Raw genomic sequence first — 15,084 nt, 5'->3', positions numbered from 1 at the left:
CACCTCAAGGCCGTACCCTCGGCCCCCAAGATGCCCCTGCAGCTGGTCCTGAACCACCGGGTGCTTGATTCGATGGCTCTTGACTTCATTCAATGGCACGCGACCGAAGACCCTGATCCTGCCGGTGCCTTCGAGTGCCTCGAGCTGGTCAAACTCTTCCTCACCTCCCAGCACGCCATCAACGGTTCGAGCTCGGCCACCGCCATCGACAGTGAAAGCCTGGATCAGGCGGCCGGAGCAATTGCGGCGTCGTTGGACCCCGACGACATGGATGAGGCCTTCGACGACATCTACTTTGCCCTTCACTCGTACATCCATTTCCTGAAAGGCACCGGCCGTTGGAGCGGCACGGACGCCGCCTATGAGGAACTCCATTCAGTGTTGGGAAACGGTATCGCCGCGGCAGTCCCGCAACTGCCGGCTATCCAGGTACCTGACCTCAGCGACGACCACCAGGAGGCTGCCTTCAATGCCATGCCGCTGATCCAGCGTGCGTCGGCCCTCCTGGACTGGATCGGAACCGGCAAGGAAATCACCAGCACTGGTGCCCTACGTCTGAAGGACATCGAGCCGGCCGCCGCAGCCGCAGGAGTCCAGGCCCGTGGAAAGCGCGGCGCGAGTGGAGCCGCGCCACTTTTCGATCTGGAAACTGCCGGGAGCCAACCCGAAACGCTGCTGGAAGTCGGAACCATGCACGACGTACCGGTACTCCGCGAGATCTGGTCAGCGCTGGTGGGGGCAGGCCTGATCAGTCTCGGATCCACGAAAGCCACTCCAGGCCCCGAAGTGACCGCCTGGAACAGCACCAGGATCGAAGAACGGCTGGACATCCGCCGGAAGCTTTCGGTGGTCCTTCTGGTCGGAGTGCTCACCGACGAGGACGACGAGTGGGACCAGGAAGCTGTTGCCGGGACACTGCTGGCCGTCCTCACCTATGGCACCACCGATGAACCCATGCTCGTGGCCGAACTCGAACGGATGGCGTCGCCGGACCTTGAGGGCGCCTTGCGCCAGGACATGGACCTTGAGGACAACACCGAGCTCAAGGACACAGCACTAGAGGAGATCTATGCGTCCTTCGCGGCCCTGCAGGCGCAGCAGAAGCTGTCCCTGCTCGCCGAACTGGGATTGGTGGAGGCGGCGACCGATTACCGCGTTCCCCCGGTGGCCATCCAGTGCCTCGAGCTTGCTATGGGTTTCTTGAAGTTGGCAGACGAGCCATCCGACGCCACAGAATCACCGTCCAACGTGATCGCGCTGCACGGCCGGTCACACACCGGCGGCCCGCCCAAAGGCCGGTAGAATCTGAACGTTGCTGAAGAGGCATCGTAACAAGGTGACTGAACACCGTCATCGGCCAACGAAATAAGGAGGATCCGTGCGCACCAACCACGCCCGGCCACCCTTCCGTTTCCTTCGCACCGCGTCCCTCTCCACGGGAGTCCTGACTCTTGCTGCCGGCGCCCACGTGGCCGGCGGTGGCGGCCTTCCCGCCCCAGGCATCCTGCTGGCCGTGCTCGCCATGACAGTGCTGGCGGCCACCACCGCCACGAGGCTGCGGCTCAATTTTCCAGCCATGCTCAGCGTTCTCGGGGCAGGACAGTTCATCCTGCACGAAGCCTTCACGGCCTTCAGTTCATGGGGCACGGCTGGGAGCGGTGCTGCCTCCGGGCTCCACAACGCCCACCTCGCGGGCGCCGCTGCACCCGTCATCACGGCCGCCGGACACGTCCACGATTCCGGATCAGCGGGCATCCTGATGCTCCTGACCCACGCACTCGCCACCGGCGCGTGCGCCCTCCTGCTTGCCAAGGGCGAGGCCGCGCTGTGGGCACTGGCCGCGTGGCTGAGGCCGCTTGTCCGGCTCCCCGAAGCAGTAACGCCCGACGCCGGCACGCCGCGGGCGGTTCCCGGCCCATCAGCGGTTCTCCCCCTCCGCCCCTGGCGGAACCTCAGGCAACACAGCCGACGCGGCCCGCCTTCCGCCGTCGTACTTTCCTGACTCCGCCCGCACCGCAATTTCGCAGGCCGCGGGCCCCACCCCGTACTCCCGCACGCCCCCAACCGGCGTGCGTCCGAAAGGCAACCCCATGACCACCTCATTCCTTCGCCGTACCCTCACCGCCGCAGCAGCCACGGGCGGCGCAGCCGTCCTGATCCTGACCGGAGCAGCTGGCGCGTCGGCCCACGTCGGCGTCACCCCGAACAAAACCGATGCCAATTCCTATGCCCTGCTCACGTTCGGCATCCCGCACGGCTGCGACGAGTCCGGCACCACCAAGGTGGCCATCACCCTGCCGGCTGAACTCAACGACGCCCAGCCCACGGTTAACCCCAACTGGACCGTGGAAAAGGTGACCGAACAGCTTGCCGAGCCGAAGAAACTGGCCGACGGCACGTCCATCACCAAGCGGACCAGCCAGATTGTGTACACGGCCAAGGCTCCGCTGGAGCACGAGCTGCGCGATGCCCTGGTGCTGTCGGTCAGGCTGCCCGACGCGGCCGGCTCCACGCTCTACTTCCCCACGCTGCAGTCGTGCGAAACCGGGCAGACTGACTGGTCGGAGATCGCCAAGGACGGCCAGGACCCGCATTCCCTGAAGGCGCCGGCACCGTCCATCACCATCACCGAGGCGGCCAGCGCGGAAGGCCACGGGGCCGCTGCTTCAGCGGGGCACACCACCGAGCAGGCATCTGCAGTGACCGACAGCGGTGCGGACGCCCGCAGCTGGGCGGGGCTTGCTGCCGGTCTCGGCGGACTCGCCCTTGGCGGGGTGGCCTTCGCCCGCAGCAGCTCAAAGCGCCGACAGGAAACGGCCGCGTAACATCGCCGGATTTGATGCCCGGATGATCACGATCCGGGCATCAAATCCTCCCGCAGGCCCGTGGCAGCGTTGACTCCCGTCACAGCAGCAACAAAGGTGGTGCCATGACGTCTCAGCGCATTTCACAAGGGTTTGTTATTACGACGGCGGTCGCGGCGGCGGCGCTGATGCTCACCGCCTGCGGACCGAGCCAGCCGCAGACGCAGGGGACCGCGACGCCGGGGACGACAACGCAGGGGACCAACTCCGCCAGCCCGTCCGCCACGCCGGCGTCTCCGGACGCGTCCCAGTCGCCGTCGTCGTCCACCACCACCCCGGCCGGTCCCGCGCTCTGCAAGGCGGCCACCCTGTCGGCTGCTACCGATGCGTCCGGCGGGGGCGCGGCGGGCAGCGTCTACATGAAACTGAACCTCACGAACACGGGCACGGCGCCCTGCCTGCTCAAGGGATACCCGGGGGTTTCGCTGACCGCCAACGCCGACGGCGCACCGATTGGCGCGGCGGCGACCCGCGACGAAACCACCCCCGTAGCGGACGTCCTGCTCGCGCCGGACCAGACCGGAACCGCCGTCCTCCGCTACACCCAGGCCGCGAATTACAGCGACTGCACGCTGACGGACGCGGCCGGTTACCGCATCTACCCGCCGGAAGATACGGCGTCGTTGTTCCTGCCGCAGCCCACCAGCGCGTGCACAAATGCGAACATCGCCCTCCTGAGCGTCGGAGCCTTCCAGCCCGCCTGATGCTCTGGGCCCGGCCGGCCTCGGTAAGTACACCTAGTGTCTATGACGTCCCGTCCAGCCTGGCCCGGTGTTTTCCGCAGAAGCAGGTCGGGGCCTGCGTTGACCTCACTGCAAGACTACGAGGCCGAGGGGCGTCGGCTCCTGCTGGGAGGGAGACGGGCACCATGTGGCGCGGACCGACTCCCAAAAGTCCCACGCGTCGGGTCTGCTGGACTGGCTCCTGGCGCACTTTCCCGGCGCCGTGCCCACGCACATGTGATCAGCCCAGGACTACCAGGTCACCAATCTGATGCCCTCCTTTGGCGCAAATACGATTCATCACCGCGTCACCGCGCCCTCCGGCGCTCTGGCTGCCATGGCTGTAAACGCCAGCGTGGCCGGCCAGCTGGCCAGCGACTGGGGCAGGATGGCCACTGACCGAACCCCGCCAACGCGCTCGAACGCTGCCCAAACGGCCACCGGAGAGGCAACGGTTATCCGCGACTGCAGCCGACCGGTGGCGGTCTCTACGGTGAACGGCGCAAGCTCCTCGAAGGCCCAGCCACCAAGGATCTGCAGAGGCTTGGACCTGCCTGATCCGGACGGTTGCCGGCGGTCTGCCCCCGCAGGTAATCAGGTCAGTGGGTTAGGGCATGATGGAGGCATGCAGGAGATCAAGCCGCTTGGAACTGGTCCGGACGTCCTCCCCGGCGCTCAAATGGACCAGTTCAGCCAGTCCACGCGGGACTGGTTCCTTGGGGCATTTTCGGAGCCAACCCCGGCGCAGACCGGCGCGTGGAACGCCATCTCGTCCGGTGCGCACGCCCTGGTGGTGGCACCCACGGGTTCAGGCAAAACGCTCGCGGCCTTTCTCTGGGCACTGGACCGGCTGCTCGCTGCGGCCCCGGAATTGCCCGGCATGGATGCCCCACCGGTGAAGGGCGAAGCCGGGGGGACAGTCGGGGCGCCCGTCAAGGGCGTGCGCGCCCGTGCGCCCAAACGCAAGACCCGCGTCCTGTATATCTCTCCCCTAAAGGCATTGGGCGTTGACGTGGAACGCAACCTCCGCTCACCCCTGATCGGGATAACCCAGACTGCCAAACGACTCGGCCTCCCTACTCCCCTGATCACCGTCGGGGTCCGCTCCGGGGATACGACGACGGCTGACCGGCGCGCGCTGCTCAGCCACCCGCCGGACATTCTCATCACCACACCCGAGTCCCTGTTCCTGATGCTGACGTCCAAGGCCCGGGAGACACTCACCGAGGTGGACACCATCATCGTTGATGAGGTGCACGCCGTCGCCGGAACCAAACGCGGCGCCCACCTCGCCGTCTCGCTGGAACGCCTGGATGCACTGCTGCCCAAGCCGGCACAGCGGATCGGCCTGTCCGCGACCGTGGAGCCGCGGGAACTCGTGGCGCAGTTCCTGGCCGGCTCGGCGCCGGTGGAAATTGTTGCGCCGGTATCGCGGAAGAACTGGGATCTGACTGTCTCCGTGCCGGTGGAGGACATGTCCGATCTCCAGGGCGCCGCGGGGGCATTCGATTCCGGCCCGGCCTCGGGCCTGCAGCCGCAGGCATCCATCTGGCCGCATGTGGAGGAAAAGATCGTGGACCTGGTGCTGGCCAACCAGTCCACCATCGTGTTCGCCAACTCGCGCCGGCTCTCCGAGCGGCTCACGGCCCGGCTCAACGAGATCTATGCTGAACGCCAACTCATGGCCGCCGGTGGCGGATGGGATTCGCCGCAGGATGACAGCCTGGCTGGCGGGGCGGGAACGGCCGGCGGGTCCGCGCTGGCGCTGACGTCGACGGCCACCCCGGCGCACATGATGGCGCAGGCCGGCAGTACCGCCGGCGCCGATCCGGTGCTGGCCCGCGCCCACCACGGATCGGTATCCAAGGACCAGCGTGCCCTGATCGAGGACGACCTTAAGTCCGGCCGGCTGCGCTGCGTCGTGGCCACGTCGTCGTTGGAGCTCGGCATCGACATGGGCGCCGTGGACCTGGTCGTTCAGGTCGAATCGCCGCCGTCGGTGGCCAGCGGCCTGCAGCGCGTAGGCCGCGCCGGGCACCAGGTCGGCGAGATCTCCCAAGGCGTCCTGTTCCCCAAGCACCGGGCGGACCTCGTGCACACCGCGATCACGGTCGAGCGGATGCTCGGCGGCAAGATCGAACGGCTCAGCGTCCCCGCCAACCCCCTGGACATCCTCGCCCAGCAGACCGTGGCCGCGACCGCGCTCGGCGCGATCGAGGTGGAGGAATGGTTCGCGACCGTCCGGCGCTCCGCCCCCTTCGCTTCGCTCCCCCGCTCGGCGTTCGAGGCCACCCTGGACCTGCTGGCCGGGCGCTACCCTTCCGACGAATTCGCCGAACTGCGTCCGCGGATCATCTGGGACCGCAACGCCGGCACTATCGAAGGCCGCCCGGGCGCGCAGCGCCTCGCAGTCACTTCCGGCGGGACGATTCCGGATCGCGGGCTGTTCGGCGTCTACATCATTGGCACCGACGTGGAAGGATCCGGCTCCGCGGGCGGCGACGGACGCGCCGCGAGCCCGGCCGCTGCCGCAGCCAAGGGCGGACGACGGGTCGGCGAACTCGACGAGGAAATGGTCTATGAATCACGGGTCGGGGACGTCTTCGCCCTCGGGGCGACGAGCTGGAAGATCGAGGACATCACCCACGACCGTGTCCTGGTCACCCCCGCCTTCGGCCAGCCCGGCAAGCTTCCCTTCTGGAAGGGCGACTCCCTGGGCCGTCCCGTCGATCTGGGCCGCGCCCTCGGTGCGTTCGTCCGTGAACTCTCCGCGTCCGACGTCGGGCCGGCCACGGAACGCTGTAAGGCCAGCGGGCTGGACGATTTCGCCGCCAACAACCTCCTCCAGTACCTGGCCGAGCAGAAACTCGCCACCGAGGTGGTCCCGAGCGACACAACCCTCGTCGTCGAGCGCTTCCACGATGAGCTCGGTGACTGGCGGGTGGTGCTGCACAGCCCCTTCGGTATGCCCGTCCATGCTCCCTGGGCCCTCGCGGTAGGCCAGCGGCTGCAGCAACGCTACGGGCTGGACGGCTCCGCAATGGCTGCCGACGACGGCATCGTCCTGCGGGTGCCCATGATGGAGGACGAGCCGCCCGGCGCGGAACTGTTCCTCTTCGATCCCGAGGAACTGGAACAGATCGTGACGGCGGAAGTGGGCGGCAGCGCCCTCTTCGCCTCGCGGTTCCGTGAGTGCGCCGCACGGGCACTGCTGCTGCCGCGGCAGAACCCCGGGAAGCGGCAGCCTCTGTGGCAGCAGCGCCAGCGCTCGGCCCAACTGCTGGACGTCGCCCGGAAATACCCGACCTTCCCGATCGTGCTCGAGACCGTGCGCGAGTGTCTGCAGGACGTCTACGATCTGCCGGCGCTGAAGGACCTCGCCGCCGCGGTGGAACGGCGTGAACTGCGGATCGTGGAGACCACCACCCAGCAGCCCTCACCGTTCGCGAAGTCCTTGCTGTTCGGCTACGTCGCCCAGTTCCTGTATGAGGGCGATTCGCCGCTTGCCGAGCGCCGTGCCGCCGCGCTGGCGCTGGATTCGACCCTGCTCAACGAGCTCCTCGGCCGGGTCGAGTTGCGCGAGCTCCTCGACGCCAAGGTCATCGACGCCACGGAACGGGAACTGCAGCGGCTTGCGCCGGACCGGAAGGTACGCGGCATGGAAGGCGTCGCCGATCTGCTGCGCCTCCTCGGGCCGCTGGCCCCGGACGAGGTAGCCGCCAGGCTGGAGACCGTGACCGCAGAGAGCGCTCCGGCGCCGGCGGTAGCTCCCGTCGACGCTGCTGCGCACCTGACCGCGTTGCTGCGGGCCAACCGCGCCATCAAGGTCAACATCGGCGGCATCGAACACCACGCCGCAGTCGAGGATGCGGCCCGGCTGCGTGATGCCCTCGGTGTTCCGCTGCCCATGGGCGTGCCGTTGGCGTTTATCGAACCTGTCGCTGACCCCCTGGGTGATCTTGTTTCCCGGTACGCCCGCACCCACGGGCCGTTCACCGCGGCCGAAGCGGCGGCCCGGCTCGGACTCGGCGTCGCCGTCGTGGGCACTGCGCTGAAGCGGCTCGCAGCTGACGGCCGCGTGGTCGAGGGTGAGTTCCGCCCGCACTCCGCGCTGCCGGAGGACCTGGCCGTCACGGACGAGGCCGCTGCAACCGCTGATGACCGGGCCGGAGCCGCCGGGGCGGTCATTCCCTCACCCGCCGCCGTCGCTCAGCCGCTCGCCGGAGCCAGCGAATGGTGCGACGCCGAGGTGCTGCGCAAGCTTCGCCGCCGCTCACTCGCAGCCCTGCGGGCCGAGGTCGAGCCCGTCGACGCCGCCGCCTATGGCCGGTTCCTCCCCGCCTGGCAAAACGTCCGCGCACCGGGCAGCCAGCGGGGCCAGTCGGTCCTGCGCGGACTCGACGGAATTATCACCGCCGTCGACCAGCTTTCCGGCGTGCCCATCCCCGCGTCAGCATGGGAACCACTGATCCTGGCCAGCCGCGTGGCGGACTATCAGCCGGCCATGCTGGACGAACTGATGGCCGCCGGGGAGGTCCTCTGGTCCGGCGCCGGGGCGCTGCCGGGGAACGATGGCTGGATCAGCCTGCATCTGGCAGATTCTGCCGAGCTGACACTGAATCCTCTGATCGACCACGAGCCCGGGGACGCCCAGCAGCGGCTGCTGGAGCACCTGAAGACCAACGGCGGCGGCTACTTCTACCGGCAGTTGAAGGAGATTGCCGGCGGAATGGACGCCGTGCTCGGCGATCAGGACGTCGTGTCCGCACTGTGGGACCTCGTATGGGCCGGCCGGATCACCGGCGACACGTTCGGCCCCGTCCGGGCAATGATCGCCGGCGGGCACACCGCCCACCGGCAGGCCGCGCGGGCACCTCGTGCCAGGGCGCCGAGGCTGAGCCGCTTGGGCAGGGCGCACGGCACCGGGCTGCTCGGGTCGCCCGGACTCGATGGCGGACGCCACGGCTCCCTCGGGGGAGGTTTGCCCACGCCCCCGCTGGCCGCCGGACGCTGGTCCGCGTTACCCGCCCCCGAGCTTGACCCGACCATCCATGCCCGGGCCACCGCGGAATTACTGCTGGACCGCTACGGTGTGCTGACCCGCGGATCGGTCATGGCGGAGAACATCCTGGGTGGCTTCGGCCTGATGTATAAAGTCCTGGCCCGGTTGGAGGAAGCGGGCCGCTGCCGCCGGGGGTACTTCATCGAACATCTCGGCGCTGCCCAGTTCGCGGTGCCCGCCACCGTCGACCGGCTGCGCTCCTACTCCGAGGACAGCCAACTGTCCAGGCCCGATCCCGTGGCGCTGGCCCTCGCGGCGACTGACCCCGCCAACCCCTACGGTGCGGCCCTGCCGTGGCCGGCCCTCGACGTCGAGGCAGGAACCGGCCACCGCCCGGGCCGGAAAGCCGGTGCCCTCGTGGTGCTGGTCGACGGCGCTCTGGTCCTCTACGTCGAACGCGGCGGCAAGACGCTGCTGGCATTCACGGACGACTCCGACATCCTTGCCGCCGCGGGAGAAGCCCTGGTTGGCGTCGTGACCCGTCGTGCGGTGGACAAGCTGATCATGGAAAAAGTCAACGGACACGGCATCCTGGACACACCGGTCGCCGCGGCTCTGGCCCACGCGGGCGCCTACTCCACCCCGAAAGGATTGAGGATCCGTGCCTGAGGGAGATTCCGTCTGGCGGGCAACCGCCCAGTTGCATGCCGCCCTTGCGGGGCAGGAACTCATCTCTTCGGACTTCCGGGTGCCGCGCTTCGCGACGCTCAACCTGGCCGGCTGGACCGTGACCGAAGTCGTGCCGCGCGGCAAGCACCTGCTGATGCGGCTCCGGCGCCCGGCCGGCGCCGCGGACAGCCGGGCCGGTGACAGCAGCCTGGCCGCTGGCGGCCCAATCCGGTCAGGCGGGGCAAACGAGGGGCTGACCATCCACTCACATCTGAAGATGGAGGGCGCCTGGCAGGTCTATCCGCCGGGCGGCCGGTGGCGGAAACCGGGGTTCACGGCCCGGTGCGTACTGCGGACCGCCACGGCGGACGCCGTGGGTTTCTCGCTGGGAGTCGTCGAAGTGGTCCGCACCTCGGACGAGGACACTGTGGTGGGACATCTCGGGCCCGACCTGCTGGGGCCTGACTGGGACCTTGCAGAAGCCGAAGCCCGGCTCCGCGCCAACCCCGACGTCCCGATCGGAGTCGCGCTGCTGGACCAGCGGAACCTCGCTGGGATCGGCAATATCTACCGCTGCGAAGCGTGCTTTCTCTCCGGAGTTCACCCCGCCGCACCGGTGTCCGCAGTGCCGGACCTCACGGCCATGATCACCGACGCGAAGGTCCTACTGGAAGCCAACCTGGGGCCAGGGCGCAGGGTGACCGTACTCAACCCGCGCGGGACACCTGTCGGCCGGACCTCCGGATTGCCCGGTTACTGGGTCTACCGGCGCGAACACCAGGCCTGCCTTAAATGCCGGACCCCGGTGCGCCACGGGGTCCTCGCCAAAGGAACGGGCACCGAGGAACGGGACATCTACTTCTGCCCCCAATGCCAGCCGCTGCCGGGTTCCGCGCACTGACTGACGCAGCACCGTCCGCCGAAGCAGGCCGTCGCTGGCGGCGAGGTTAGTCGTGCGCAAGGGCACCGCGGTCAGGCAAACTGGCGGACGGTCAGCGACGTCGCTGTGGCTGCGCCGCCCGTCGCATAAACGGAAACTTCGGTGCTTCCCTCTGCCGGAAAAATGAGTTCCGTCATGGTCACCTGGCCGTCTTGGGCGAAAATCTCCACGGAGCACTCATCGACGAAGACCGTCAGCTCGTAGCTGCTGCTGTTGGCCGCCAGCGGCGCGACGTCGACCGAGGCAAACGTCTCGTGGAAATCGGTCTGCCCTGATGACCGGCGATCCACCGTGAGCCTGCCATCGCGCGGACGGATCCCGATCCTGGTGCCCTGTCCGTCCTTGCCCCGGACGATCAGGCCGAATTCAGCTGCTGTTCCCGGTGTGAAGAGGGCATCGATCCGCTGTACCGTACCGGCCGCACCGTCAAGGAGTCGCGATTCTTCAGAAATGGAAACCGGTCCGGTGCTATACACCGGTCCGTAGGCAGGAAGGGCCAGCACTTCCGCTGCAGGCTGCTGAACCAGCCGCAAGGAACCTCCGACGCTGCGCAGGGACACCTCCCGCGGCAACGCCATGGCGCTCCGCCACGGGAAGGCCGGGATCCCGTGGCCGTACTGCCAGTTACTCATCCACGCCATCATGAGTGTTCTTCCGTCAGGGACGTCGCCAAACGTCACGGCTGCGTAGTAGTCGCGGCCCCAGTCCAGCCAGTCGAAGTCAGCCAGTCGGGACTTCTCGTGCTGACCTTCCGAGACGGTGGATTCCGAGGTGAAGGTGACGCCGTCGAAGTCGCCCACGAAGTACTGGCCCGCCGATCCCCCGTTTGGGCCGCCCGGGTTCAGGCTGACTGTCAGGACCCATTTGGTCCTGGCCTCGTCACCGTCGACCGGCAGGGCGAACAGGTCCGGGCATTCCCAGATTCCGCCGGTGGCATTCGCCGGGCCGAAGGTGCTCAGCAGCTCCCAGTCTTTGAGGTTGTCCGACCGGTACAGCACCGCCTGGTAGTCAAGGGCCTCAACGGCGACCATGACCCAGTAGGTTCCGGCGTCGCCGTCGTAGCGGAATACCTTGGGGTCCCGGAAATCCGTCGATTCGCGGTCAAGTACCGGGTTGTGCCGGTACTTCTCCCAGCTGTAGCCGCCGTCCAGGCTGTACGCCAGCGACTGGGCCTGACGGCCTTCGAGTCCCGATCCAGGCTTAAAGGCGCTGGTGTACACAGCCACCAGCGGGGCCACCTGTCCGGTACCGAAACCGCTGGTGTTGAGCCGGTCGAAGACGATGCTGCCGGAGAAAATGTCGGCCTGATCGTCGCATGCAATGGCTACGGGCTGCTGGATCCAGGTGCACAGATCCGTGGATGTCGCATGACCCCAGGACATGTTGCCCCAGGCGTTGCCGGACGGGTTGTTCTGGTAGTACAGGTGGTAGAGCCCGTCGTGGTAGATCAGGCCGTTGGGGTCATTGAGCCAGGTGGTGTCCGCTGTGTAGTGCAGGGCGGGACGTAAGACTTCGGCAGATTCGGCGGCCACGGCCTGGTTGAGTTTGTCTGGAGCAGAAAGTGTGGTCATTGTTCGGTACTTTCGTGGCTTTCTGTGGGGGGTGCAGGAGGAAGACCGAGTCAGCCCTTGACGCCGCTGGAGGCGATGCTGTTGATAAACGAGCGCTGGAAGGCGATGAACATCACCACCACGGGAATGGTGATCAGGGAGCCGTAGGCCATGACCTGGCCCCAGGAGACGTTGAGCTGGAAGAAGTACTGCATGCCGACCATCACGGGACGGAGCTCCTCCGACTGGACCACCATGAGCGGCCAGAGGTATGAGTTCCAGGCAGGCAGGAAGGTCAGGATGGCGACCGTCGCTGTCGCCGGACCGGCGAGCGGCATAACCACCTGACGGTAGATTTTAAACCAGCCCGCCCCGTCGATCCGCGCTGCCTCGTCCAATTCCTTCGGGATGGATTCGAAGTACTGGTGGTACAGGTAGATCGAGAATGCGTTCGCAATGAACGGGATGATCTGCACCTGGTAGGTGTCCAGCCAGCCCTTTGAGAGTTCCAGGCTGAAGCCGTTCATTTCGAGCCAGGGCAGTTGGTTGACCCACCACAGCAGCGGCAGGGCGAGGGTCTGGAACGGCACGATCAGGGTGGCGAGGATGGCACCGAACACGATCCGCTTGCCGCGGACCTGCATGCGGGAGAGGCCGAAGGCACACATGCTGTTGATGACCACGCCCAGGGCAACTGTGATGGCGGAGATGCCGATCGAGTTGATCAGGAACCTGGCCGCGGGAACCCGGTCAAAGACCGCAGTGTAGTTGTCGACCGAAATGTTGCCGATCGGCAGGAAGGCGGCCACAGAGGACATGTCGCCGAAGATCTGGGTGTCAGGCTTCAGCGATGACACCAGCATAAAGACGATGGGAAAAACTGCAGCGATGGCCAGAAGGATCCGCGCAAGCATGGTTCCGGCATTGGTGAGGCGGAGTGTGTTTTTCACATCAGTCCTTTTCTCGGGTCAGGTGGCGCTGTACGACTGAGATGAGCAGGACGACGGCGAAGAAGACGAGTGAAATCGCCGACGCGTAGGCGGTGTCCTGCTGCCTGAATCCGGCCTGGACCGCCTCGTAGACAATGGTTGTGGTGGAATCCAGCGGACCGCCCTGGGTCATGACGTTGACCTGGTCGAACAGTGCCAGGGCCTGGATGGTGATCGTCACCAGGATCAGGCTGCGGGTGTGCCGCAGCCCCGGCCACGTCACGTATTTGAACTGCTGCCAGCGGCTGGTGCCGTCCAGCTGCGAGGCTTCATAGAGCTCCCCGGAAATGCTTTGCAGCCCTGAGAGCCAGATGATCATATGGAATCCGGCAGCCTGCCAGATGGACAGGATGATGATGGCCGGCATGGCCGTTGTGGTTTCGTTCAACCAGTCGATGCCGCCGAAGAGGCCGAACGTCACCCTGTTAAGGATTTCGTTGAATAGCCCGTCCTTGCTGTACATAAAGAGCCACAGGAGGGACACCACCACCATGGAGGTCACAACGGGCAGGAAGTAGACGGTGCGGAAGAAGTTCACGCCGCGGAACTTCTTGTTGATCAGGAGCGCCAGGACCAGGGCCAGTGCGGACTGGACGGGGACGACGACGACGGCGAAGTACCCGACGTTCAGCAGTGCCCGCCAGAAGGAGGGATCGGCGAAGAGCCGGGCAAAGTTGTCCACTCCGACGAACTCGACGGGACGGGGCGAAATGAGCCGGGCGTTCGTGAAAGCCAGGCCGAAGCCGATGATCGCCGGCAGGAAGATAAACAAGAGCAGCAGAATCGCGGCCGGGGCGATCATGCCCCACCCGCGCAGCTGCTCGCGAAGGTTGCGGGACCGGCGACGGGTGGGAGCGGGCGTCGTCGTGGACGCGGCACGGTCAGCGGCGCGGTTGGCCCGCGAACGGGTGGGAAGTGGACTAATGGCCATGAGATTCTCCAGACACGGAACGGCGGGGGTGAACCCAGCGGCTGGTGCTGCGGAGGCGGGAGCGTCCCGCCCCCGCAGCACCGTAGGCGCTGGCTAGTTCTTGTAGCCGCCGTTGGATTTGATGTTGGTGTCAATGGACTTTGTGGCCTTGTCCAGGGCGGATTTGGCGTCGGCGCCGGCCAGGATGTCCTGGACTGCCTTGCCGAATTCGTTGGCGATGATCGGGTACGCGGGGGTCTCGGGCCGCATAAGGGCGTAATCGCGTGAGTAGGTCAGGAAGTCGCGGTTCACGCCACCCTCAGCGAAGGCGGGAATCAGCGCGGCGGCCTCGGTGCTGGCGGGAATGGTCCCAGTCGCTGTGGCCACTGCGGCCACGTTTTCCGGCTTCAGGGAGAAGGAGAGGTAGTCCATCGCTGCCTGGGAGTTGGCGCAGCCGGTGGTGACGCCCCACTGCCAGGAAGCGCCGCCGATCTTCGGGCCCTTGCCAAGGTCAACGGTCGGCATTACGACGAGGTCATCACCGAGGGCGGTGCGGGCCTTGTCCGCAGCCCAGGAACCGGTGTAGAGAACGGCGCTCTTGTTGTTCAGGAAGTCCTGGGTGCTGTCCTTGCCGCTCTTGGTTGCCATAAAGCCCTGATCGGCCAATCCCTTGAACCAGCCCGCCCAGGCGACGGCTGCGTCCCCATTGAGCTTGCCGTCCGCAGACTGGTAGTCCTTGCGGTCGATGAGGTCCCCGCCGAAGGACTGCAGGAACGGCGAATAGGCGTAAGGCAGCCATTCACCGGTTCCGGCGGTGCCCATGTCCAGCGGGTAGTCCCACTTTCCAAGGGCCTTCAGCTTGGTCATGGTGTCCTCGAATTCTGCCTTGGTCCAGGGCTGCTCGATGGTTGCCACCCGGACTCCGGCTTCTTTCAGGTCGGAGGCGCGGGCCATCATGGCCAGGGCGACGTCGTAGTAGCCCACCGCGTAGGTCTCGCCTTCCCACTTTGCGACGGTGCTGGGCAGGTGCGTGCTGAGGTCGGTGGTCAGCTTGAGCGGTGCCAGGTACTGGGCCCAGGCCCAGTTGGGAACATTCGGCCCGTCGATGTCCACGATGCACGGCAGGTTGCCGGCGGACGCGGCCGCCACTACGGAGTCGTTGTACGACTCCTGCGGGAAGGCCTGGACCTTGACCTTGACGTCGGACTCCTTGTTGAACGCATCCACGATGTTCTGGATGGCGCCGAGTTCCTCGACGTTGCCGGCGTTGTGCGTCCACATGGTGATTTCGTTGGCATCCCCGGAGGACGCGGAGGCGCTGCCTTTTCCGCAGGCACCCAGTGTGCCGATGAGGGCGGCGGCCGTTACGCTGGCTACCAGGACCCGGCTGACTTTCTTGTTCATGTCGTGTGAACCTTTCTGATGATTGGTGAGGGCG

10 protein-coding genes are annotated in these 15,084 nt (G+C 66.6%); 6 read left to right on the top strand and 4 right to left on the bottom strand.

The window, feature by feature from the left end; translation table 11 throughout:
- Window positions 1–30 precede the first annotated feature (30 nt).
- The 6 genes from ACQCS0_RS03980 to ACQCS0_RS03955 all read left to right on the top strand — a co-directional run bounded on the left by ACQCS0_RS03980 (window position 31) and on the right by ACQCS0_RS03955 (window position 10,158).
- Entirely contained in the window at window positions 31–1,302 is a 1,272-nt protein-coding gene (locus ACQCS0_RS03980; RefSeq protein WP_426940036.1) for a hypothetical protein, read from the top strand.
- 76 nt (window positions 1,303–1,378) lie between these two features.
- Window positions 1,379–2,002: a hypothetical protein gene (locus tag ACQCS0_RS03975; protein ID WP_354154679.1), complete on the top strand. Its 624-nt coding sequence runs from the start codon at window positions 1,379–1,381 to the stop codon at window positions 2,000–2,002.
- An 88-nt stretch (window positions 2,003–2,090) separates the two neighbouring features.
- On the top strand, window positions 2,091–2,825 hold the full coding sequence (locus ACQCS0_RS03970) for a YcnI family protein (RefSeq protein WP_354154680.1): 735 nt from the start codon (window positions 2,091–2,093) through the stop codon (window positions 2,823–2,825).
- 104 nt (window positions 2,826–2,929) lie between these two features.
- The gene (locus ACQCS0_RS03965; RefSeq protein WP_354154681.1) at window positions 2,930–3,568 is read left to right on the top strand and encodes a DUF4232 domain-containing protein; all 639 of its coding nucleotides are present in this window, start codon (window positions 2,930–2,932) and stop codon (window positions 3,566–3,568) included.
- A gap of 643 nt (window positions 3,569–4,211) precedes the next feature.
- On the top strand, window positions 4,212–9,257 hold the full coding sequence (locus ACQCS0_RS03960; protein ID WP_354154683.1) for an ATP-dependent helicase: 5,046 nt from the start codon (window positions 4,212–4,214) through the stop codon (window positions 9,255–9,257).
- Entirely contained in the window at window positions 9,250–10,158 is a 909-nt protein-coding gene (locus ACQCS0_RS03955; RefSeq protein ID WP_354154684.1) for an Fpg/Nei family DNA glycosylase, read from the top strand. The genes ACQCS0_RS03960 and ACQCS0_RS03955 overlap by 8 nt, the downstream gene beginning before the upstream one ends.
- Before the next feature lie 71 nt (window positions 10,159–10,229).
- Here ACQCS0_RS03955 and ACQCS0_RS03950 read toward each other — a convergent pair whose 3' ends face one another.
- The 4 genes from ACQCS0_RS03950 to ACQCS0_RS03935 all read right to left on the bottom strand — a co-directional run bounded on the left by ACQCS0_RS03950 (window position 10,230) and on the right by ACQCS0_RS03935 (window position 15,050).
- On the bottom strand, window positions 10,230–11,768 hold the full coding sequence (locus tag ACQCS0_RS03950; protein ID WP_354154685.1) for a glycoside hydrolase family 32 protein: 1,539 nt from the start codon (window positions 11,766–11,768) through the stop codon (window positions 10,230–10,232).
- Window positions 11,769–11,818: 50 nt separating this feature from the next.
- The gene (locus ACQCS0_RS03945; RefSeq protein WP_282330050.1) at window positions 11,819–12,661 is read right to left on the bottom strand and encodes a carbohydrate ABC transporter permease; all 843 of its coding nucleotides are present in this window, start codon (window positions 12,659–12,661) and stop codon (window positions 11,819–11,821) included.
- A 37-nt stretch (window positions 12,662–12,698) separates the two neighbouring features.
- On the bottom strand, window positions 12,699–13,667 hold the full coding sequence (locus tag ACQCS0_RS03940) for a sugar ABC transporter permease (RefSeq protein WP_354154686.1): 969 nt from the start codon (window positions 13,665–13,667) through the stop codon (window positions 12,699–12,701).
- A gap of 93 nt (window positions 13,668–13,760) precedes the next feature.
- A complete protein-coding gene (locus ACQCS0_RS03935) occupies window positions 13,761–15,050 on the bottom strand; it encodes an extracellular solute-binding protein (RefSeq protein ID WP_354154687.1) in 1,290 nt (429 codons plus the stop codon).
- Window positions 15,051–15,084 lie beyond the last annotated feature (34 nt).

The organism is Pseudarthrobacter sp. S6, assembly GCF_050156575.1.
Taxonomy (GTDB): Bacteria; Actinomycetota; Actinomycetes; order Actinomycetales; family Micrococcaceae; genus Arthrobacter.
This window is presented reverse-complemented; position numbering and strand designations above follow the sequence as displayed.